The sequence below is a fragment of the Microbacterium nanhaiense genome, from assembly GCF_014646015.1.
In the GTDB taxonomy this organism is placed as follows: Bacteria; Actinomycetota; Actinomycetes; order Actinomycetales; family Microbacteriaceae; genus Microbacterium; species Microbacterium nanhaiense.
This window is the reverse complement of the sequence record NZ_BMMQ01000001.1, coordinates 224,798-245,475: the sequence shown is the minus strand read 5'-3', so window position 1 is coordinate 245,475 and position 20,678 is coordinate 224,798. Positions and strand designations below refer to the sequence as shown.

Sequence of the window (20,678 nt, the reverse complement as noted above, 5' to 3'; positions counted from 1 at the left end):
CGGTGCGCCCCCTGCCGAGCGACAGGGGGCGCACCGCGGAAGACGTGGCTCTAGTCTTCGACGATCTCGATCTGTCGGATGATGCGAGCATCGATGGCCTCGCCGATGGCGGCGACGACCTCGTCCGGCACCCGCTTGTCGACCGTGATGACCGACAGGGCCTCGTCGCCGCTGCCGCGGGCGACCTGCAGGCCGTCGATGTTGATGTCCCCCGCGCCGAACTTGTCGGCGTAGACGGCGACGACGCCCGGGCGATCCTTGTAGACGATCACGATGTGGTGCTCGGCGAGAGGTGCATCGAGCTCGTAGCCGTTGATGCCCACGATCTTCGGCACCATGCGCGTGCCCGCGAGCGTGCCGGCGATGCTCAGCACCGTGCCGTCGGCGAGCGTGCCCGTGAGGGTGGTGAGGTTGCGGAACTCGGGGCTGTCCTTCTCGACGTTCAACCGCGTCTCGATGCCGCGCTGCTCGGCGATCACCGGGGCGTTGACGTACGACACCTTCTCGCTGACGACGCTGCCGAGGATGCCCTTGAGGGCCGCCAGCTTGTAGACGGAGACGTCGTAGTCGGCGAGCTCGCCGCGCACGTCGATCTCGAGGCTGGTGAGCGGTCCGCGGGCGATGCCGCTGAACACCTGGCCGAGCTTCTCGACGAGCGAGATTCCAGGGCGCACGAACGGGTCGATCGCGCCACCGGCGACGTTTACCGCGTCCGGCACGAGGTCTCCCTCGAGCGCCAGCTTGACGGACTTCGCGACGGAGATGCCGGCCTTCTCCTGCGCCTCCTCCGTGGAGGCGCCGAGGTGCGGCGTCACGACGGCGTTCGGCTGGCGCGTGAGGCTGTCGTCGGCCGGCGGCTCCTGCGTGAACACGTCGATGCCGGCGCCGGCGATTTCGCCGGCCTCGAGCGCGGCCGCGAGGGCCTGCTCATCGATGAGTCCGCCGCGGGCGACGTTGACGACATACGCCGTCTTCTTCATCTTCTTCAGCTGCGCCTCGGCGATCATGCCCGTGGTCTCGGGCGTCTTCGGCATGTGGATCGTGAGGAAGTCGGCCTGCTCGACGAGCTCGTCGAGCGTGACGAGCTCGGCGCCCAGCTGCTGCGCGCGGGCGGCGGTGATGTAGGGGTCGAAGGCGATGATGCGCATGCCGAACGCCTGCATGCGGGCGGCGACGAGCGCGCCGATGCGGCCGAGACCGATCACGCCGAGAGTCTTCTCGAACAGCTCGGTGCCGGTGAAGGAGCTGCGCTTCCACGCGCCGCCGGAGAGCGACGCGTTCGCCGCCGGAATGTGGCGCGCGAGGCTGATGATGTGACCGCACGTCAGTTCGGCGGCCGAGATGATGTTCGAGGTCGGCGCGTTGACGACCATGACGCCGGCCTGCGTGGCCGCCTTGATGTCGACGTTGTCGAGGCCGACGCCGGCGCGGGCGATGACCTTGAGGTTCGGCGCGTGCGAGATCGCCTCGGCGTCCATCTTCGTGGCAGAGCGGATGAGGACGGCGCTCGCCTCGGCCAGCGCGTCGAACAGCGCGGGACGGTCGGTGCCATCGACCGAACGGACATCGAAATCGGGACCGAGGGCCTCGACCGTGGCGGGGGAAAGCTGCTCTGCGAGAAGAACGACGGGCTTCGACAAAGTGGATCCTTTGAGACGGCGCTGCGGTGGAACGGCAGTGCCTGCGGCGCCCGCCGTTGACGTCCAGCTTAGTCGCGCTCGGGGCGTGCCCCGAACACGGCTACTGCTGGATGACCTGCTGGGTGGTGGTGAACGCCTGCACGTCGAGCCAGAAAACGCTGGTCACGGCCAAGCCGACGAGAAGCAGGAGCGCGAGCTTCCAGAGCGCCTTGCCGCGCCCCATCACCATCGCAATCGCGAACGAGGCGACGGGCACCGCGATCGCCATGACGAGGGCGACCCAGGCCAGCGGCGTGAGGGCGAGGTCGACCCCCGTGAGCTGGCTCTGCACCGACAGCTCCTGCAACGTCGTCACGAGGTACTGGACGCCGGCCCATACCGCGTAGGCGTAGAACAGGCCGAACAGTCCGGCCACGACGCCGATGAGCCAGGCCGGGGTCGACTTCTTTGCGGCGACATCGCTCATTGCCCGATCACCCCCACCATCACGAACGGCCAGGGGATCAGCACGAGCACACCGATGCCCAACCAGAGGAACCGCTGCCAGGCCTGCTTTCCGCGGGTGCCGAGGAGTGACACCAGGAACCAGATCGCCGGCGCGATGATCGCGAGGACCATCGTGCCCTGGAACATGACGTCCGCGACGGAGCCCGACAGGCCCTCGATACGCCCCTTGAGGCGTAGCGCGCCGATCACCCACCCGGCGGTCCACAGCGCGTAGACGCCGCCGAGCACGCCATAGGCGACGAGCGCGACGTTGCCGATGCCGGCCGGCTCCTGCTCGTCGCGCGGCTCTTCGGGTACCGGATCCGGCTCCGGCGCGGTCACGGCCGCGGACGACGCGACCGCGTCGGGGGTGACGCTCAGCGTCGGATCGTCGTCGCCGTCCCAGCGGAACGCGTCGTCCTCGTCGCGCGCGGCCATGGTCAGTCCTGCTCCGCCCGCTTGCGCCACCGGATGCCGGCGTTGATGAGGCCGTCGAGGTCGCCGTCGAAGACCTGGTCGGGCTGGTTCATCTCGAAGCCCGTACGCAGGTCCTTAACGAGCTGCTGGCCGTAGAGGAAGTAGGAGCGGATCTGGTCGCCCCAGCTCGCGGTGATGTTGCCCGCGAGCTCCTTCTTCTTCGCCGCCTCCTGCTCACGCTGGAGCAGCAGCAGGCGGGTCTGCAGGAGGCGCATCGCGGCCGCGCGGTTCTGGATCTGCGACTTCTCGTTCTGCATCGAGATGACGATGCCGGTCGGGATGTGGGTCAGGCGCACGGCGGAGTCGGTCGTGTTGACCGACTGACCGCCCGGGCCGGACGACCGGAAGACGTCGACGCGGATGTCGCCCTCGGGGATGTCGACCTCGGTCGCCTCCTCCATCAGGGGAATGACCTCGACCGCGGCGAAGCTCGTCTGGCGCTTGTCTGCCGAACCGAACGGGCTGATGCGCGCCAGGCGGTGCGTGCCGGCCTCGACGGAGAGCACGCCGTAGGCGTAGGGCGCGTCGACTTCGAAGGTCGCGGACTTGATGCCCGCTCCCTCGGCGTAGGAGGTGTCGAGCACCTTCGTCGGGTAACCGTTGCGCTCGGCCCAGCGGAGGTACATGCGCATGAGGATCTCGGCGAAGTCGGTGGCGTCATCGCCGCCCGCGCCGGATCGGATCGTGACGACGGCGGCGCGCTCATCGTATTCGCCGTCGAGGAGCGTCTGCACCTCGAGATCCTGGATCGTCTTCTCCAGCGCGGCGAGCTCGGCGCGCGCCTCGTTCGCCGTGTCCTCGTCTTCCATCTCGTTGGCGAGCTCGACCATCACCTCGAGGTCGTCGAGGCGGGTGCCCGCACTCTCGACCTTTCGGATGGCGGCCTTGCGGTGGCTGAGAGCGCTCGTGACCTTCTGCGCGTTGTCCTGGTCGCTCCAGAGGTCGGGGTCGGCGGCGCGCTCCTCGAGAGCGGCAACCTCGGCCTTGAGACCGTCGACGTTCACCACCTCGGCGATGTTGTCGAAGGTGGTGCGCAGGGCCTGGATTTCGGCGGAAAGATCGAGTTCTAGCATGGCAAGTGAAGCTTAGCGCGAACGGGCTGTGAGCGACGCCGAACGACGGCCGCTGCGAACCCGGAACCACAGGCTGAGCTGTTGTGTGGCGCGAACGACCAGGTCGGGGTCGACCGCGTTATCGAGATCATCGAACGTATCCCGAAATCCGGTCGGGAGACTTTCGGTGGCCTCCACCACGGGCTCGTAGCCCATCGTCCAGTCCGAGAACTGTCGTTCGCGGCCGGATCCCTCGACGAGCACCTTGAGGTCGGTGTGTCGCGGATCGAGGCGTATGCGAAGCAGCAGACCGCGCACAGCCTCCTCCGGCCCTTCGAGAAACTGAATGAACTGCCTCCGCCGGTATAGGAGCATTCCGGTGATGTTCTCCGAGGCGTTGTTGGAGCGGCTTTTCTCCAGTAGTGCCGCGAGACCAGCATCGCTCAGAGAATCGGTCGCCGTGCTCGTATAGACGAGCGAGTACACGGAGGTTTCAGATGTCATGCGGTGGTTACCTCCGTGGCGCCGCTCACAACGGCTTCCATCGCCGCTTTCAAGGTCGGAAATATTCCGATGCCCTGAGTCCGGGCATCATAAGCCTCGAAATCGCCGGGGGCGATGCGGTCGACGCATCCAAGAAACGCTCCCGGCGCGTTGGCGACATAGAAGTCCCGATCGACGCGGGCCCAGACGACCTCATGGCCGCTGTCACTCGATTGCATGATCTCCGCGATCTTCTTCATATGTCACACCTCAGGCTAGCAGTCGAGCAAAGAGCGGAGAGCACCCGAACATCCGCCCCGGCCAATCGTGGGGCGCCCTCGGAGGGCGCCCCACGACGCGACTATCGCTTGCTACCGCTGATCTTTCGCAGCGCCCATGCGATCACCGCGAGCAGCAGGAGCGCGATGCCGACCCAGAGCAGGAATCGAACGGCTTCGACAATGCCACCGACGATGAGGAGGACGACGGCGATGATGGCAATGATCCAAAACAGAATGTTCATCCCCACACCATAGGATCCTCGCAGGTGCCCGCGCGATCTTGGCTCATTCCCTTGCGGAACCGCCCCCCAGCGGCTATATGCGCGCGAACTGAGCACGAGATGGAAGGAGAAGGGTGCGCGTGGCGGGACTTGAACCCGCACGACCGCAGTCACAGGAACCTAAATCCTGCGTGTCTACCAATTTCACCACACGCGCGCACCGTCCATTCTAGAGGGTCGCCCATGGGCGTGCCCACACCGTGTCGCGGAGGCCCAGGCATACAGGCCCACGGCCATTACCCAGGTCACGAGCGAGTTTTCTCCGATTGTGGATAACTTTCGCGGCGAGGTTGCGATTTCTGCGACGCTGTGGCCGTGAGTGCAGAGCAGCAATCGGTGATCGAGCGGGTGCGCGAGCGGATCCGCTCGGACCAAGCCGTGCTCGGCCGCCGCGAGGTCACCCGGGATGACGTCAGGCGCCTCGCCGTCGCCGAGATCACGCGCCACAACGATTACGCGCTCGCGCGCGGATCCCGCACGATCGACGATCTCGACCAGGCGGTGCAGTCGGTCGTCGCCTCGGTGGCCGGCTACGGGCCCCTGCAAGACCTGCTCGACGACCCCGAGATCGAGGAGATCTGGATCAACGGTCCGGAGAAGATCTTCGTCGCCCGCGGCGGAGTGTCAGAGCAGATCGGTCTCCGCCTCACCGACGAGCAGATCCGCGACACGGTCGAACGCATGCTGCACCAGACCGGTCGCCGCATCGACGTCAGCCAGCCCTTCGTCGACGCGTCGCTACCCGACGGATCCCGCCTCCACGTCGTGCTCGCCGGGATCGCGCGAGGGGCATGGTCGGTGAACATCCGAAAGTTCCTGCCCGGTTTCGGCAATCTCGACAGGCTCGTCGAGCACGGCTCCCTCCCCCGCGCCGAGGCCGATTCGCTCGCCGGCGCGATTCGCGAGGGGAAGTCGATCCTCGTGTCCGGCGCTACGCACGCCGGCAAGACGACCATGCTCGGCGCACTCGTGTCGGAGAGTCTGCCCTCGCAACGGATCGTCACTGTCGAGGAGACCTTCGAGCTGTCGATCGCCGCGCACGACATCGTCGCCCTGCAGGGGCGTCAGCCGAGCCTCGAGGGTACCGGCGAGATCACCTTGCGCCGCCTCGTGAAGGAGGCGCTGCGCATGCGCCCCGACCGCCTGGTCGTCGGAGAGGTGCGCGACGCCGAGGCGCTCGACCTGGTGCTCGCCCTGAACACGGGGTTGCCCGGCGCCGCCACGATCCACGCGAACTCCGCCGAGGACGCCCTCGTCAAGCTCTCCGCACTCCCCCTGCTGGCCGGCCGCAATATCGACCGCGAGTTCGTGCTGCCCGCCGTCCTGCGCTCGCTCGACCTGGTCGTGCACTGCGCGAGGCGGCCGGATGGGCACCGCTACGTCGCGGAGATCGCCGAGCCGACGCGACGCACCATCGACGAGATCCCCGAAACGCGCACTCTGTACCGCGCCGCCCCCGCGGATACGCTTCCCCTGCGGCGATCGGAGCGCGTCGCATGAGCGTCGTTCTCGGCCTGCTGTTCGGGACGGGCGTGCTACTGGCGATCTCGCCATGGCTCTGGCCGAGCGTCGAACGCGCTGCCGGTCCCCGCGGTCCCGGCGCGCTCACGCGGCGAGCGCTCGAGATCCTCCAGCTCGCGGGATACTCCCATGTCGCGCCGCGGATCCTCGGGACCGGCATGGTCGCGGCGGCCCTCGTCGCTGCGGCGATCGCGTGGCTCGCGACGGACGTCGCGGTGCTGTCGCTGCTCGCGGCGGCGGCCGCCGCCGCGGCCCCGGTCGTGTGGTTGCGCTCCCGCGCCGCGAAGCTCGTGCGACAGCGCCGAGCCTTATGGCCCGATGTCTGCGATCTGCTGGTGGGCTCGGTGCGCGCGGGCTTGTCTCTGCCCGACGCGATCGCTGTCCTCGGAGAGTCCGCGCCGCAGGCACTGCGACCGGCGTTTGCCCAGTTCGAGCGCGACATGCGCGTGACGGGGCATTTCGCGTCGAGCCTCGACCGGCTCAAGCACACGCTCGCCGATCCCATGGCCGACCGCATCATCGAGACCCTCCGCATGGCGCGCGAGGTGGGCGGGACGGAGCTCGTGCCCGTGCTGCGCGCGCTATCGGTCTCGATTCGCGCCGACGCGGCGCTGCGCGGCGAGGTCGAGTCGAAGCAGTCGTGGACGAAGGGTGCCGCTGTCCTCGGCGCCGTCGCTCCGTGGCTCGTCCTCGCGATCCTGTCGTTGCGCCCCGAGGCCGCCCGCGCCTACGCCTCGGCCGCCGGGGTGCTCCTGATTCTCGTCGGCGCCGGCGTTTCCCTGGTCTCCTATCGGATCATGCTGCGCGTCGGCCGACTCCCCGAGCCGCGGAGGTGGTTCGCGTGACGGACCTCACCGACATCGCGATCGCGATCGTCCTCGGCGGCGGCGCGGGCCTCGGGCTGTGGTCGATCGCGTCGGCCCTCCCGTCGTGGCGGGTCGCGTCGCTGACGGTCCGCATCGCGCCCTATGTGCGCGACGTCACCGATCCCGCCGGCACGTCACTGCCCGAGCGGCTGACGGATCCGACGCTCGCGGTCGCGCGCGGCGCGCGGGCTCTCTGGGCGCGCGCGCAGGCGCGGTTCGCCCGGCTCGCCGGCGGCGCCGAGTCGGTCGAGCTGCGGCTCGCGCAGGCGGGTCGGCCCGCGGGTGCCGCGGCGTTCCGTGGCAGCCAATTGGTGTGGGCGGTCGTCGGGTCCGCCGCGGGGGCGCTCCTGATCGTCGTCGCGGTGGCGAGCGGCCGATTCACCGCACCGGTCATCGCCCTCCCGGCGATCGGCTTCGTCGGCGGCCTCGTCCTCGCCGATCTCGCCCTCACCTCGCAGGCACGCGCGCGCGTCGCCCGGATCGAGGAGGAGCTGCCCACCGTGCTGGAGTTCCTGGCCCTGTGCCTCGCGGCCGGCGAGGGCATTCTCGGAAGCGTGCGGCGCGTCGCGGGCGTCGGATCCGGCGAACTCACCGCCGAACTTCGCGCCGTCACGGTCGAGGTCGACACGGGCGCCACGCTCACGGACGCGCTCACCGGCATGACCCGCCGGCTCCACGCGCCCGTCCTCACGCGGGCCATCGACCACACCGTCGCCGCGATCGAGCGGGGTTCGCCCCTCGCGGAGACGCTGCAGGCGCAGGCGGCCGACACCAGGGACGACGCCAAGCGGCGCCTCATCGAGACGGCGGGTCGCAAGGAGATCTACATGATGGTCCCGCTCGTGTTCGGCCTCCTGCCCCTGTCGATCCTGTTCGCCATCTTCCCCGGCATCTCCCTGATACAGACGGGCTTCTGAGCCCACACGAAAGGACGTCCCATGTTCACCCGCATCACCACAGCCCTCGCCCGCCTCCGCACCGCCTGGGGCGCCATCGACCGCGAATACGACGCCGATCGGGGCGACGTGCCCGGATGGGTCCTCGTGACGCTCATGACGGCGACAATCGTCGTCGGCATTTGGCTGCTCGCGCGCCCGGCGCTCGAGCAACTCTTCGACCGCGCCATGGCGATCATCCCGAGCATGTGATGGCGCGGCTCGAGCCCCGTCCCGCCGACGGGGAACGCGGATCCGCGCCCGTCGAGTTCATCCTCATCGGGGTGCTCCTCACCATGTTGACGCTCGGAGTCGTGCAGTTCGCGCTGGCGATGCACGTGCGCAACGTCGTGCAGGATGCGGCCGTCGATGCGGCGTTCTACGCCGCCCTCGCCGACACCTCGCCCGCCGAGGCCGAGGCCCGCGCCCGCGCGGCCGTCGAGCGCGGCGTCGGGCGCGACCTGATCTCCTTCGTCGCGATCGTGCCGGGCAGCTTGCGCGGCCTCGACACCGTCCGCGTGCACATCGCGGCAACGCTTCCGCTCGTCGGCTTCGTCGGGCCCGGACAAGGAACGCTGGTGACGGCAGATGCTCCCGTCGAACGCGTCGGCTGACGACCCCGAGCGCGGCAGCGCCACGATCGAGTTCCTCGTCGCGGGCATCCTGCTTCTCGTGCCGATCGTCTACCTCGTGATCGCGCTCGGAATGGTGCAAAACGCCTCGCTCGGGGCCGAGGCGACAGCGCGCTTCGTCGCCCGCTCGCTCGCGACCGGATCCGAGGTGCCGCCCGATGTGATTCGCGAGCTGGTCGCCTCGGGCTACGGCCTCGATCCCGCCGCTCTGCACCTGCGGGCTGAATGCCACCCCGCCACGGACGAATGCCCCGCGGCGGGCTCGACGATCGTCGTCACGGTCGAGGGAGCCGTCGCGCTCCCCCTGATGCCGGAGATCTTCGCGGAGAATCTCTCGGTGCCGGTGACGGGCACCGCGACCTACCGCGTCGAACGGCTCGCGCGATGACGCCGCTCGCCGACGACGAGAGCGGCAGCATCCTTCCGCTCATGGCGGGCTACCTCGCGCTCGCGCTCGCGGTGCTGCTGGTGTGCGTCAATGGCATCGATCTGCTCGTCGCACAGCGCCGCATCGATGCCCTCGCCGACGCCGCCGCCCTCGCCGCCTCCGACGGCTTCGAGATCATCCCGGTGCCGTCCGGAGTCGCTCTGGAGCTGGATCCGCAGATCGCGCGCGAGCAGGCGGCGGAGGTGCTGCGGGTCTCCCCCGGATCCGCGTGGCTCGTCGACGTGCAGCTCGCCGGCCCGACGACCGCTCGCGCGACCGTCTCGGATCTGTGGGAGCCGAAGCTCCTCGGCGTCATCGTGCCGCGCGGCGTCGTCCTGACCGCGGTCGGCACGAGCCGCGCCTCACTCGCGGGGTGAGGCGCCGACGAGGCTGAGGGAGATGGTGCCGGCCGCGATGTCGGCCGCTTCGACCCGCACCCGCACGATCGACCCGAGCTCGGGCTCGCCCGCGACGTCCGCCGTCACGAACGGGGTCGCGATCTGCACGCGGGTGCCGTTGCCGCCGCGCCGCGAGACTGCGACGGCGACGTACTCGCGTCCGATGCGGTGCGAGAGCACGGCCGCCTCCACGCGGGCGAGGCACCCGTTCTCCAGCCGGCTCGCGAGCTGACCGCTGCGCCCCATGATCTTCGGCAGCTGCGGCAGCGCCTCCCGCGCCCAGCCGGGGATGTCCGAACCGTTCGCCTCCGCCTCGCAGATCGCCAAGACGTACCGGTCGACGAGGCGCCGCAACGGCGCCGTCGCGTGCGAGTACGGCGCCGCGATCGCAGATTGCACGGCCTGCTTGGGCGGCGCACCGTCGAAGGCCTCGTAGCCCGCGCCGCGGAACAACGCGGTCGCCGCCTGCATCACGGCCGGCGTCGCGTGGTCGGCGGGATCCTGCTGGCGCAGGTATTCGCCGTAGCTGATGTCCGTGCGCCACGGCCGGTCGAGCAGCGCGACGCGACGGCGGAACTCGTCGACCGCCTCCTGGTCGGCGGGCGGCATGGTGCGCAGGATCCCCACCTTCGCGCGCAGCATCAGCTCGGCGGCTGCCATTCCCGTCATGAGCGAAATCTGCGCGTTGAAGTCTTCGGCCGGCAGCGTCGCCCGGGCGCGCAGTTCGAACTGGCCCCTGACCTCGACGATCTCCTCCTCCGGCATCCGCAGGCTCGCGCCTCCGCGCTCCGCTTCGAGCTCGATGCGCAGCGCGCCGATCTCGGCGAGCAGGCGCAGCCCGTCCGGTGCGGTGCCGGCATCGAGTTCGGCCTGCACCTCGGCGTAGGTCCAACGCCTGCGCGAGCGCACCCACGCGCGCACGAGGCGCGTGTCCGCCACCCGGCCGTCGGATCCGAGCGCGAACCGCCACACATAGGCGCGTCGGCGCTGCTCGGGTAGCAGCGACGCCGCGTCGCCCGCGATCTGCTCGGGATGCAGGCCGGTCGACCCATCCGGCGCGTACAGCGTCTGTCCCCGTTCCCTCGTGGCGGCGTCGAGGGCGCCGCCCGGCACGACGAACGCCGCGAGGTCCGCGATCGCGTAATGCACGACGTATCCGTCGCCGTCGCGTTCGAGGTGCATCGCCTGGTCGAGGTCGCGCGAGCCCTCCGGGTCGATCGTGAGGAACGGAATGTCCTCGAGGTCGGCACGCGCCTCGTCCGATCCGTCCACGGCGACGCCCGACCTGATCACGCGCTCGGCCTCGGCGACCGCATCGGCGGGGTACTCGGCGGGAATCTGCAGTTCCGCCCGCAGCGCGGCGAAAGACTCCGCCAGGGCGCGAGCGGACGATGACAGGCGGGCTTTTCTCGCGGTCATGCGCCTACCCTAGTGCGCTTCGCCCCCGGGGCCCGCGTTGCGGCCCCGCGTCATCAGGCGGTCACTCGTCGTTCACCCGTCTCGCGCGCGCCGGACACCCGGCGCGTATAGATTCCACCGGCACCCGTTATCCGGCGCGCGCCGGACCTCGAGAGGAATCCCATGTCTCATCTCCCCCGCCCCCTGCGTCTGTCCGCCGGCGTCGCCGTGATCGCGCTGGGCGCGTTCTCCCTCGCCGCCTGCGCGAGCGACGAACCCGCCGCCGACTCCGCGGCCGCCACCGCGACCTCGATCGCCGACTTCGGATCCTTCGAGGATCTGGAGGCCGCGGCAAAGGAGGAGGGCGCCCTCAACGTCATTGCGCTCCCGCGCGACTGGGCGAACTACGGCGCGATCCTCGACCTATTCGCGGAGCGCTATCCCGAGATCACGATCAACGAGGCCTCGCCCGACGTGTCGAGCGCCGAGGAAATCCAGGCGGCCGAGACCAACGCCGGCACCGACAAGGCGCCCGACGTGTTCGACCTGGGCCTCGCCGTCGCACTGCAGAACCTCGATGCATTCGCGCCCTACAAGGTCGAGGGCTTCGACGACATCCCCGAATCGCTGAAGGATCCCGAGGGCCGCTTCGTCGGCGACTACGGCGGCTACATGTCCGTCGGTGTCGACACCTCGAAGTTCCCGGCGCCGACGGAGCTCGCCGACCTCGCCGGTGCCGAGTACAAGGGCGCCGTGGCGATCAACGGCGACCCGACGCAGGCCGGCGCCGCCTTCGCCGCGGTGGGCCTCGCCTCGGTGCTGGACGGTGGATCGCTCGACGACTTCCAGCCCGGCATCGATTTCTTCGGCGAGCTGAACGCCGCGGGCAACTTCCTCAAGGTCGACGTCACGCCGGCGACGGTCGCCTCCGGTGAGACGCCCGTGGTCTTCGACTGGGACTACCTCAACGCCTCCTACACGAGCGACAACCCTGACTGGCAGGTCGTGGTGTTCCCGGATCAGGGCTACGCGAGCTACTACAACCAAGCGATCAACGTCGACGCGCCGCACCCCGCCGCCGCGCGCCTCTGGCAGGAGTTCCTGTTCAGCGACGAGGTGCAGAACCTCTTCCTCGCGGGAGGCGCCCGGCCGGCCCGCATGGACGCGATGATCGACGCCGGGACCATCGATGAAGAGCTGGCCGCCGCCCTCCCCGAGGCCCCGGCGCAGACGCTCGTCCCGACGCAGGAGCAGAGCGATGCGGCCGGCGCGCTCCTCGGCGAGAAGTGGGCCTCGGCGGTCCAGTGACCCTCGCCGCAACCTCCGACGCCGGCGCCCCGCCCTCCGCGGGACGCCGGCGTCCGGCGCGCTCCTGGGCGTGGCTCGGCCTCGTCCCGTTCGCCACCTACGTGCTGGTCTTCCTCGCGCTGCCGACCGTGCTCGCCATCGCCTCCGGCTTCCTCGACGAGGGCGGCGCGTTCACGTGGTCGAACGTCGCCGCGCTCGGAGACCCCGCCGTGCTCACGGCCTTCGGCAACTCCGCCTGGCTCTCTGCCCTGACGGCGGTGGCGGGCGCCGTCATCGGGGCCCTCGTGTGCTACGCGATGCTCGGGCTCGACCCGGCGGGCGCGGTGCGCGCCACGGTCGACGCCGCTTCCGGTGTGCTCGCGCAGTTCGGCGGTGTGATGCTCGCCTTCGCCTTCATCGCCACGATGGGCGTGCAGGGGGTCGTGACGGTGTTCCTGCGCGAGGGGCTCGGCATCGACATCTACGAAAACGGCACGTGGCTGTACGACATGCCCGGGCTCGTGCTCCCGTACGTGTTCTTCCAGATCCCCCTCATGGTGATCACCTTCATGCCGTCGCTCGCGGCGTTGAAGCCGCAGTGGGCCGAGGCGAACCTCACGCTGGGCGGTACGCGGGCGGGCTTCTGGCTCCGCGTGGGCGTGCCCATCCTCGCGCCGTCGTTCCTCGCGAGCCTCCTCCTGCTGTTCGCGAACGGATTCTCGTCCTACGCAACGGCCGCGGCGCTCGCGAGCCAGGGATCCCAGATCGTGCCGCTGCAGATTCGCGCGGCGCTCACGAGCGAGACGGTGCTGGGCCGCGAGAACCTCGCCGGCGCCCTCGCGCTCGGAATGATCGCCGTCGTCGGAGTGGTCATGTGGCTGTACTCCCTGATCCAGCGCCGAGCGGCGAGGTGGCAGGCGTGAACCGCATCGCTCCCACCCGCGCTACGCGCTGGATCATCGGCATCCTCGTGGTCGCATTCTTCCTCGTCCCGCTGGCCTCGACGCTGCTCTACACCGTCCAGACGCCCGACGGGTCGACCACGCTCGCACGCTGGGCCGCCCTGGCGGATCCGTCGGCGAGCGCCGCCCTTCGGCCGATCTGGATCGGGCTCACGAACTCGCTCGTGCTCGCCCTCGTGACGGTCGCGATCGTGCTCCTCCTGCTCGCGCCCACGATGATCCTCGTCAACCTGCGCTTCCCCCGCCTGAAGCCGCTCTTCGAGTTCGTCGCGCTCCTGCCGATCTCCATCCCCGCGATTGTTCTGGTCGTAGGGCTCGCGCCGATCTACCTGCACATCGCGCGCTCGATCGGTACGGGCACCTGGACCCTCGCGTTCGCGTACGGCATCACCGTTCTACCGTTCGCCTATCGGTCGATCCAGGCCTCCATCGACGCGGCGGATCTGAAGACGCTCGCCGAGGCCGCGCGCTCGCTCGGCGCCGGTTGGCCCACGGTCGTGCTTCGCGTGCTCGCCCCGAATCTCCGCCAGGGGCTCCTGGCGGCTTCGCTGATCTCGATCGCGGTCGTCCTCGGCGAGTTCACGATCGCCTCGCTGCTGAACCGCGATGTCTTCCAGACGGCGATGCTCGTGGTGAGCAAGCGGGATCCATACCTTCCCGCGATCTTCACGCTGCTCGCGCTCGCCTTCTGCTTCGTCCTGCTCCTCATCGTCGGCCGCGTCGGGCGCGGCTCCCGAAAGGCCCAGCCATGAACCCCACTCCCCTGCCCCGAACGGCCGACAACGTGCTCCTCGCCGAGGCCGGAGACGGCACGCGCGTCGAGTTCCGCGGCATCGAGAAGAGCTACGGATCCGCGAAGGTGCTGCACGGGGTCGACCTCGATATCGCGCCCGGTGAGTTCGTCTCGCTGCTCGGCCCCTCGGGCTGTGGCAAGACGACCGCGCTGCGCGTGCTCGCGGGCCTCGAATCCTCCGATGGCGGCGCCGTGCTGCTCGGTGGCCGCGACGTGTCGCGGGTGCCGACGAACAAGCGCGACATGGGCATGGTCTTCCAGTCGTATTCGCTGTTCCCGCACCTCAGCGTCATCGAGAACACGGCATTCGGTCTGCGCCGCCGGGGCGTGCGGAAACCCGAGGCCCGCCGGCGCGCCGCCGATGCGCTCGCCCTTGTCGGCCTGGATCACCTCGCCGACCGATTTCCGCACCAGCTCTCGGGCGGCCAGCAGCAGCGAGTCGCCCTGGCCCGCGCGCTCGTTACCGAGCCGCGCGTGCTCCTGCTCGATGAGCCGCTCTCCGCCCTTGACGCGAAGGTGCGCGTGCAATTGCGCGACGAGATCCGCCGGATCCAGTTGCGTCTCGGCATCACGACGCTCTTCGTCACGCACGACCAGGAGGAGGCGCTCGCGGTCTCCGACCGGATCGCCGTCATGGATGCCGGCCGCATCGATCAGCTCGACACGCCGGAGAATCTCTATATGCGTCCGGCGACCGCGCACGTGGCGTCGTTCGTCGGCCTGTCGAGCGTGGTGCGCGGCGAGGCAGCGGGCGACCACGTCACGGTGTGGGGAACCCGCATCCCGCTGAACGCGGCGGCGCGCGGCGTCGTCGATGTGCACCTCCGCCCCGAGAACCTGCGCGTCGTCGGCGAGCAGGAGGCGGCCGTGGCGGGGACGGTCGAGGAGACCATCTTCCTCGGAAGTTTGCGCCGGTCGCTCGTGCGCACCGAGAGCGGCGACCTCGTGCGCGTGCAGCACGATGCGGCGCACCGGCTGAGCTTCGGCGAGCGCGTGTTCCTCGCCGTCGATCCGCAACCCGTCGCCGCGCGCGAGGCGGACTGAGGCTTAGCTCGGCCCGAGCCGCGTGGGCTCGGGCCGAACCGGTCGCCGCTTCCCGTCAGAGAGCCGCGAGCAGGGGAACGAGCGCCTCGAGGGCCCTGGCCCGGTGCGAGACGGCGTTCTTCTCGGCGGCGGTGAGCTCGGCCGCCGATTTCTCGGATCCCTCCGGCACGAAGATCGGGTCGTAGCCGAAACCGCCGTCGCCGCGCGGCTCTCGCGCGATGCGGCCCGGCCAGATTCCCTCGACCGTGTGCTCCTCACCCGTCGGTGTCACGAGCGCGATCACCGAGGTGTAGTGCGCCGTGCGATCCTCGTCGCGGCTGAGGTCGGAGATCTGGTCGAGCAGCAGCTCGAGGTTCGCGGCGTCGTCCTTGCGGTGGCCGGCCCAGTACGCCGAGAACACGCCCGGCGATCCACCGAGCACGTCGACGCACACCCCCGAGTCGTCGGCGAGGGCGACGAGCCCCGTGTGCCGCGCCGCCGTGCGCGCCTTGATGAGGGCGTTCGCCTGGAACGTCGTGCCATCCTCGATCGGCTCGGGCCCGTCGTAGCCCACGACCTCGATATCGGGGCGCACCCCCGAGACGATCGCCTGGAGTTCTGCGATCTTGTGCGCGTTGTGCGTGGCGAGGACGATCTGCGTCATCGCGCGAGCGCCTCGCGCTGCAGCGCCGTCAGGTCGGCGCACCCCTTCGCCCCGAGCTCGAGCAGCTGGTCGAGCTCGGCCTTGTCGAAGGGGGCTCCTTCGGCCGTGCCCTGAACCTCGACGAACGCGCCGGATCCCGTCATGACGATGTTCATGTCGGTCTCGGCCCGCGAGTCTTCCACGTAGGGCAGGTCGAGCATGGGCGTCCCGCCGATGATGCCGACGGAGATCGCCGCGACCGAGTCGGTCAGGGGCTGCGCCTTCTTGGCGACGAAGCCGCGCTCGCGGCCCCACTCGATCGCGTCGGCGAGTGCGACGTACGCGCCCGTGATCGACGCCGTGCGCGTTCCGCCGTCGGCCTGCAGGACGTCGCAGTCGATCACGAGGGTGTTCTCGCCGAGCGCCTTCGTGTCGACGACGGCGCGCAGGGCGCGCCCGATGAGGCGCGAGATCTCGTGGGTGCGACCGCCGACGCGGCCCTTAATGCTCTCGCGCTGCGAGCGCTCGTTCGTCGCCCGGGGCAGCATGGCGTACTCGGCGGTGACCCAGCCCTTGCCCTGCCCGGTCAGCCAGCGCGGCACGCCGTTCGTGAAGCTGGCGGTGCAGAGCACCTTCGTGTCGCCGAAGCTGATGAGGGCGCTGCCCTCGGCCTGGCTGCTCCAGCCGCGTTCGATCGTCACGGGGCGAAGCTGGTCGAGGGCTCGTCCGTCGGCTCGAGTGGTCATCAGTACCTCTTTCGGGGCGATTAGGTGGGGGTTGAGGCTGCGGCCGCCGCGCGGAAGGCCGCGGCGCGGGCCTCGTAGTCGGCGAACTCGTCGAAACTGGGGGCTCCGGGCGACAGCAGGATCGTGTCGCCCTCGCCGGTCGCGGCCCGCGCGAGCTCGAGCGCGTCGGCGAAGTCTCGCGCCCGGCGGATCCGCAGGGCGCGGCCCTCGGCGTCCCGCGCGAATCGCGCTCCGGCGGGCCCCGTGCACACGACGGTGACGTCGTCGCGCCCGGCCAGCGCCTCGATGAGCGCGTCGAAGGGGAGATCGCGTTCCGCCCCGCCCATCACGAGGGCGGTGTGCGGCGCCGCGAGGCTCGTGAGCGCGGCCGCGACGGCCTGCGGCGCGGTCGCGAGGCTGTCGTCGATCCACACGCGCGAGTCGCCCGAGGGGACCCGCTCCAATCGGTGTGCGAGCGGCGAGAAGCTCGCCAGGGCGGCGAGCGCGGCCTCGCGGTCCACGCCCCCGACGTAGGCGTCCACCGCGGCGAGCGCGAGGCTCGCGTTGACGATGTTGTGCGCGCCGACGAGCGCGATGCCGTCGAGCTCGAGTCGCAGGCCGCCGTCCCACTCGATCGCCTCCTCGCTCACGCGAATGCCGAGCTCGGCGGGCGTGATGATCTCGGCGTTCCCGGCGCGCTCCCGGACGCGGTCGGCCAGCTCGCCCGTGCGGGCGGGGAGCACGATCGTCTCGGGGCCGTGCGCGAGGAGATTGAGCTTGTCGGCGACGTAGCGGTCGTATCCACCGTGCCACGGGAGGTGCTCGGGGTAGAGCGACGTGAGCACGGCGACGCGCGGCGAGGCACTGAGTTCGGCCGCCTGGTAGCTGGAGATCTCGGTGACGGCGCAGTCGACGTCGTCGCCGACCCGGGGCCCCACGGGGATGCCGATGTTGCCGGCGAGTTCCGCCCGACGGCCCGTGGCGCGGAGAATGTGATGCACGAGGGCCGAGGTGGTGCTCTTCCCCTTCGTGCCCGTGACGCCGATGACCTTGTCGCGGTTCTCGTTCAGCCACAGGTCGGTCAGGGAGGTGATCGCCGCGCCGCGTTCCGCGAGCGCAAGGTACTCGGCCGAGGTGTGCGAGATGCCCGGCGACTTGACGATCGCGTCGGCCCCGAGGAGGGCGGTCCAGGCGGCGTCGCCGCCGAGGACGCCCGCGGGCGGTTCGGCGGATCCGGTGACGACGATCGTCGAGTCGATTCCGCGCCCGGCGAGCTCGGCGTGAGCCGCGCGGCCCTCTCGGCCCGCACCCCAGATGACCACGCGCCGTCCGGCGAGCTCGTCAAATCGCACGGGCGACCTCCTCGAGGCGCGTCGAGAGGAAGTGCTCGTTCTCACGCCACGCGAAGACGCTCTCGCGCTCGACGGTGCTCGCACCCACTGCCTGCACGGCCGGGTCCTGGAGGAAGGGGTGCCCGTCCCAGTCGTCGCGCTCGCGAATCAATTCGAGCGCGACGCGGCATTCGTCGGGCTCGCCGACGCACTCGAAGGGCTTGAACAGGCCATCGACCCCGAGCAGCTCGAGATACCCCTCGCGCTGTTCCGGCTCCGCGAACAGGTCGCGTCCGCCGAAGATCGCCAGCAACTCCTCCCGCGGAAGGAAGGGGGCGAGGATCAGCGACACGAACCGGCACTTCGGGCATTCGCCGCACCAGCTCGCGTCGGACGCCGCGCTCATCGTGAAGGCACGGTTGCAGCTCGTGAAGACGCGGTGGTATGCCGTGTGGCGCGCGAAGGCGCGGGCGATGCGCAGCTCCGTGAGGGGGCGCAGGAAGGAGACGTACTCGGGCGAGCCTTCGGGCACGCTCTCGCGGAGCAGCCCCTCGAAGAAGCTCGACTTCGACCACTGGTGATTGATGTCGTGCCCGGCCCAGCGCTGGTTGCCGTATGAGGCGCTCGCCTCGTTGCTGAACACGACCGTGTCGTGCCCGCCCGCGACGGCCGCGAGCAGCGCGATGATCGAGTTGATCGCCGTGACGGGAACATGCCCGTTCGGCGCGCCCTCCGCGTTGAGTCGCAGCAGCAGGGGGTCGATGCGGCGGGACGCCCGCTCGAGGGCGAGCTCGGCGACCTCCGCGGTGCGCTCGATGGGGCGGCGCGGGTTGATGCCGAAGGCGGTGGCGTCGATCCCGGCGGCCTTCAGCGCCTCGATCGAGACGATCGAGTCCTTGCCCCCGCCGACGGCGACGAGCGCGCGGCTCGGCGCGGCGCCCGCGGATCCGGAGGGCACCGCCGCGAGCGGGGGCGCATCGATCTCGGGCTCGAGGACCTCCGCGAGGTCGTTCACGACGGCGAACTCCCCGAGCCCGCCGGCGATCAGCTCCGCGATGAAGCGCCGTTCCACCTCGGTGAGGCCGCTCGGCACCGCGAAGGGCACGGGCGCGAAGGCCTTGTAATAGCTGAGCGAGGCGGCGAGGCTCAGCAGGCGCACGAGGCCCGCGACGACCGGCGTGTCCGGCAGCTCACCCGGGATCTCGATGCGCTCGGCGAAGACATAGGCGTCGGCGTCGCCGGCCACCGCCGCGTATCGCAGGGTGAGCGCGTTCCCCGACCGTTGCGCCTCCCGACATTCGAAGCGGGTGATGCGCGGACGAGCCTCGGAAAACGCGAACTCCATAACGGACAAATCTACACGCGGCGCCCGGGAGCCCGGCGAGAACGCCTTCGCCGTTAGAGTTACGTTCATGTCTTCCTCGACCGCGCTCCTCACGGATCGATACGAGCTCACGATGCTCGACGCAGCCCTCCGCGACGGCACCGCGCATCGCCAGTGCGTCTTCGAGCTCTTCGGCCGGAGGCTCTCCGGTGGCCGCCGCTTCGGCGTCGCCGCAGGTCAGGGCCGATTGCTCAGCCTCCTGCGCGAGTTCCGCTTCGGCGATGACGAGCTGCGCTTCCTGCGCGACGAGCGCGTCGTGAGCGCGGAGACGCTGGAGTATCTCGCGGGCTACCGTTTCCGCGGATCCATCGAGGGGTACCGCGAAGGCGAGCTGTACTTTCCCGGTTCTCCCCTGTTGACCGTCACCGGCACCTTCGCCGACGCCGTCATCCTGGAGACCCTCGCGCTCAGCGTCATGAACTTCGATTCCGCGGTCGCGACGGCGGCGGCGCGCATGTCGATCGCGGCCGGCGACCGGCCGCTCGCCGAGATGGGTTCGCGCCGCGCGCACGAACAGGGGGCGATCGCCGCCGCCCGCGCCGCGTACATCACCGGCTTCGACGCGACGAGCAACCTCGAGGCCGGTCGGGCCTGGGGCGTGCCGACCATGGGAACGGCGGCCCACGCCTGGACGCTCCTGCACGACACCGAGGAGGACGCGTTCCGGGCGCAGCTCGAGTCGCTCGGCCCCGACACCACGCTCCTCGTCGACACCTACGACATCGCGGAGGGCGTGCGTCGGGCCGTGGCGCTCGGAGGTAAGCGCCTGGGCGGCGTGCGGATCGATTCCGGCGATCTGCCTCTCGTGGCGGCGGACGTCCGCGAGCAGCTCGACGCGCTCGGTAACACGGACACGAAGATCACCGTCACGAGCGACCTCGACGAGTACGCGATCGCCGCCCTCGCCGCCAGCCCCGTCGACTCGTACGGCGTCGGCACCTCGCTCGTCACGGGCTCCGGCTACCCGACGGCGGGCCTCGTGTACAAACTGGTCGCACGCCAGAGCGCCTCCGGCGAATGGATCCCGGTCGCGAAGAAGGCGCTCGACAAGGGCTCCACGGGCGGGGCGAAGCAGGCATTCCGCATCCTGCAGAACGGCGTCGCCGTCGAGGAGCACGTGCGGCTGGCCTCGAACGAACCGGCCCCCGAAGGCTCCCGGTCCCTCGTCGTCCCCCTCATCGCGGAGGGCGAGATCGATGCGGCGCACGAGGGCCCCGAAGGCGTCCGCGCCGCGCGCGCACATCACATGACGGTGCGCCGCGAGCTGCCCGTGCGCGCCCTGGCGCTCAGCAAATCGGATCCCGCAATCCCGACCTCGCTCGTCTGAGCGCGACACGACGAAGGGCGGCCCGCGTCGATGCGGGCCGCCCTTCGTCGCCTCTTACTTCTTGAGGGACTCGTAGATCTCCTTGCAGGTGGGGCAGACCGGGAACTTCTCGGGGTCGCGTCCGGGCGTCCACTTCTTTCCGCAGAGCGCGCGCACGGGCTTGCCCGTGATCGCGGACTCGACGATCTTGTCCTTCTGGACGTAGTGGCTGAAGCGCTCGTGATCGCCGGGCTCCTGCAGCTGCTCCTCGAGCAGTTCCTGCAGTTCGCGGTCGAGGACGGCGGTTCCGCCGGATCCGGGGGTATCGAGTGGGGTGCTCATGCCTA

25 protein-coding genes and 1 tRNA gene are annotated in these 20,678 nt (G+C 70.2%); 12 read left to right on the top strand and 14 right to left on the bottom strand.

Annotated features, from left to right (window positions below):
- Nucleotides 1-50 precede the first annotated feature (50 nt).
- The 8 genes from serA to IEX05_RS01255 all read right to left on the bottom strand — a co-directional run bounded on the left by serA (nt 51) and on the right by IEX05_RS01255 (nt 4,857).
- Nucleotides 51-1,640, bottom strand: a complete 1,590-nt coding sequence (gene serA, locus IEX05_RS01290; RefSeq protein ID WP_188699588.1) for a phosphoglycerate dehydrogenase — start codon at nt 1,638-1,640, stop codon at nt 51-53.
- Between the two features lie 100 nt (nt 1,641-1,740).
- The gene (locus tag IEX05_RS01285) at nt 1,741-2,106 is read right to left on the bottom strand and encodes a hypothetical protein (RefSeq protein ID WP_188699587.1); all 366 of its coding nucleotides are present in this window, start codon (nt 2,104-2,106) and stop codon (nt 1,741-1,743) included.
- The gene (locus IEX05_RS01280; RefSeq protein ID WP_188699586.1) at nt 2,103-2,564 is read right to left on the bottom strand and encodes a calcium homeostasis modulator protein; all 462 of its coding nucleotides are present in this window, start codon (nt 2,562-2,564) and stop codon (nt 2,103-2,105) included. The genes IEX05_RS01285 and IEX05_RS01280 overlap by 4 nt, the downstream gene beginning before the upstream one ends.
- Nucleotides 2,565-2,566: 2 nt before the next feature.
- Nucleotides 2,567-3,676 (bottom strand): peptide chain release factor 2, encoded by a 1,110-nt coding sequence (gene prfB / locus IEX05_RS01275; protein WP_188699585.1) that lies wholly within the window; start codon nt 3,674-3,676, stop codon nt 2,567-2,569.
- Between the two features lie 12 nt (nt 3,677-3,688).
- Entirely contained in the window at nt 3,689-4,141 is a 453-nt protein-coding gene (locus IEX05_RS01270) for a BLUF domain-containing protein (RefSeq protein WP_229661056.1), read from the bottom strand.
- A 14-nt stretch (nt 4,142-4,155) separates the two neighbouring features.
- On the bottom strand, nt 4,156-4,398 hold the full coding sequence (locus IEX05_RS01265; protein WP_188699583.1) for a hypothetical protein: 243 nt from the start codon (nt 4,396-4,398) through the stop codon (nt 4,156-4,158).
- 101 nt (nt 4,399-4,499) lie between these two features.
- Nucleotides 4,500-4,661 carry a hypothetical protein gene (locus IEX05_RS01260; RefSeq protein ID WP_188699582.1) on the bottom strand — a complete coding sequence of 54 codons (162 nt, stop codon included), beginning with the start codon at nt 4,659-4,661 and terminating at the stop codon, nt 4,500-4,502.
- A 114-nt stretch (nt 4,662-4,775) separates the two neighbouring features.
- Nucleotides 4,776-4,857: transfer RNA gene (locus IEX05_RS01255), tRNA-Leu, on the bottom strand.
- Between the two features lie 158 nt (nt 4,858-5,015).
- Between IEX05_RS01255 and IEX05_RS01250 the strand changes: the two genes are divergently transcribed.
- The 7 genes from IEX05_RS01250 to IEX05_RS01220 are packed head-to-tail and all read left to right on the top strand — an operon-like array spanning nt 5,016 to nt 9,458.
- Nucleotides 5,016-6,200, top strand: coding sequence for a TadA family conjugal transfer-associated ATPase (locus IEX05_RS01250; RefSeq protein WP_229661055.1), 1,185 nt, complete (start codon nt 5,016-5,018; stop codon nt 6,198-6,200).
- A complete protein-coding gene (locus tag IEX05_RS01245) occupies nt 6,197-7,066 on the top strand; it encodes a type II secretion system F family protein (protein ID WP_188699581.1) in 870 nt (289 codons plus the stop codon). Before IEX05_RS01250 ends, IEX05_RS01245 begins: the two co-directional genes overlap by 4 nt.
- Nucleotides 7,063-8,004 carry a type II secretion system F family protein gene (locus IEX05_RS01240; protein ID WP_188699580.1) on the top strand — a complete coding sequence of 314 codons (942 nt, stop codon included), beginning with the start codon at nt 7,063-7,065 and terminating at the stop codon, nt 8,002-8,004. The genes IEX05_RS01245 and IEX05_RS01240 overlap by 4 nt, the downstream gene beginning before the upstream one ends.
- 21 nt (nt 8,005-8,025) lie before the next feature.
- Nucleotides 8,026-8,235, top strand: coding sequence for a hypothetical protein (locus tag IEX05_RS01235; RefSeq protein ID WP_188699579.1), 210 nt, complete (start codon nt 8,026-8,028; stop codon nt 8,233-8,235).
- Nucleotides 8,235-8,636 carry a TadE family protein gene (locus IEX05_RS01230; RefSeq protein WP_188699578.1) on the top strand — a complete coding sequence of 134 codons (402 nt, stop codon included), beginning with the start codon at nt 8,235-8,237 and terminating at the stop codon, nt 8,634-8,636. The genes IEX05_RS01235 and IEX05_RS01230 overlap by 1 nt, the downstream gene beginning before the upstream one ends.
- A complete protein-coding gene (locus IEX05_RS01225; RefSeq protein ID WP_188699577.1) occupies nt 8,611-9,042 on the top strand; it encodes a TadE family protein in 432 nt (143 codons plus the stop codon). Before IEX05_RS01230 ends, IEX05_RS01225 begins: the two co-directional genes overlap by 26 nt.
- Complete coding sequence (locus IEX05_RS01220) at nt 9,039-9,458, top strand: pilus assembly protein TadG-related protein (protein ID WP_188699576.1); 420 nt, start codon at nt 9,039-9,041, stop codon at nt 9,456-9,458. The genes IEX05_RS01225 and IEX05_RS01220 overlap by 4 nt, the downstream gene beginning before the upstream one ends.
- Here IEX05_RS01220 and IEX05_RS01215 read toward each other — a convergent pair.
- The gene (locus IEX05_RS01215; RefSeq protein ID WP_188699575.1) at nt 9,444-10,898 is read right to left on the bottom strand and encodes an RNB domain-containing ribonuclease; all 1,455 of its coding nucleotides are present in this window, start codon (nt 10,896-10,898) and stop codon (nt 9,444-9,446) included. The genes IEX05_RS01220 and IEX05_RS01215 overlap by 15 nt on opposite strands.
- A gap of 162 nt (nt 10,899-11,060) precedes the next feature.
- Here IEX05_RS01215 and IEX05_RS01210 point away from each other — a divergent pair, with 162 nt between their 5' ends.
- Genes IEX05_RS01210 through IEX05_RS01200 form a run of 4 tightly spaced genes read left to right on the top strand, consistent with a single transcriptional unit; the run spans nt 11,061 to nt 14,963 of the window.
- A complete protein-coding gene (locus tag IEX05_RS01210) occupies nt 11,061-12,185 on the top strand; it encodes an ABC transporter substrate-binding protein (RefSeq protein ID WP_188699574.1) in 1,125 nt (374 codons plus the stop codon).
- Nucleotides 12,182-13,087 carry an ABC transporter permease gene (locus IEX05_RS15165; RefSeq protein ID WP_229661054.1) on the top strand — a complete coding sequence of 302 codons (906 nt, stop codon included), beginning with the start codon at nt 12,182-12,184 and terminating at the stop codon, nt 13,085-13,087. The genes IEX05_RS01210 and IEX05_RS15165 overlap by 4 nt, the downstream gene beginning before the upstream one ends.
- Entirely contained in the window at nt 13,084-13,878 is a 795-nt protein-coding gene (locus tag IEX05_RS15160) for an ABC transporter permease (protein ID WP_229661053.1), read from the top strand. The genes IEX05_RS15165 and IEX05_RS15160 overlap by 4 nt, the downstream gene beginning before the upstream one ends.
- Entirely contained in the window at nt 13,875-14,963 is a 1,089-nt protein-coding gene (locus IEX05_RS01200; protein WP_188699573.1) for an ABC transporter ATP-binding protein, read from the top strand. Before IEX05_RS15160 ends, IEX05_RS01200 begins: the two co-directional genes overlap by 4 nt.
- 55 nt (nt 14,964-15,018) lie before the next feature.
- Here the strand turns inward: IEX05_RS01200 and rdgB are convergent, their stop codons facing one another.
- The 4 genes from rdgB to IEX05_RS01180 are packed head-to-tail and all read right to left on the bottom strand — an operon-like array spanning nt 15,019 to nt 18,986.
- Complete coding sequence (gene rdgB, locus IEX05_RS01195) at nt 15,019-15,606, bottom strand: RdgB/HAM1 family non-canonical purine NTP pyrophosphatase (RefSeq protein WP_188699572.1); 588 nt, start codon at nt 15,604-15,606, stop codon at nt 15,019-15,021.
- A complete protein-coding gene (gene rph / locus IEX05_RS01190; protein ID WP_188699571.1) occupies nt 15,603-16,331 on the bottom strand; it encodes a ribonuclease PH in 729 nt (242 codons plus the stop codon). Before rph ends, rdgB begins: the two co-directional genes overlap by 4 nt.
- A gap of 20 nt (nt 16,332-16,351) precedes the next feature.
- Nucleotides 16,352-17,662 (bottom strand): UDP-N-acetylmuramoyl-L-alanine--D-glutamate ligase, encoded by a 1,311-nt coding sequence (gene murD, locus IEX05_RS01185; RefSeq protein WP_188699570.1) that lies wholly within the window; start codon nt 17,660-17,662, stop codon nt 16,352-16,354.
- Nucleotides 17,652-18,986: a MurL-like N-terminal domain-containing gene (locus tag IEX05_RS01180; RefSeq protein ID WP_188699569.1), complete on the bottom strand. Its 1,335-nt coding sequence runs from the start codon at nt 18,984-18,986 to the stop codon at nt 17,652-17,654. Before IEX05_RS01180 ends, murD begins: the two co-directional genes overlap by 11 nt.
- Before the next feature lie 67 nt (nt 18,987-19,053).
- On the opposite strand from IEX05_RS01180, the gene IEX05_RS01175 reads away from it, so the two are divergent.
- A complete protein-coding gene (locus tag IEX05_RS01175) occupies nt 19,054-20,352 on the top strand; it encodes a nicotinate phosphoribosyltransferase (RefSeq protein ID WP_188699568.1) in 1,299 nt (432 codons plus the stop codon).
- Nucleotides 20,353-20,406: 54 nt separating this feature from the next.
- On the opposite strand, the gene IEX05_RS01170 is transcribed toward IEX05_RS01175, so the two are convergent.
- Nucleotides 20,407-20,673 (bottom strand): DUF3039 domain-containing protein, encoded by a 267-nt coding sequence (locus IEX05_RS01170; protein WP_188699567.1) that lies wholly within the window; start codon nt 20,671-20,673, stop codon nt 20,407-20,409.
- Between the last annotated feature and the right edge of the window lie 5 nt (nt 20,674-20,678).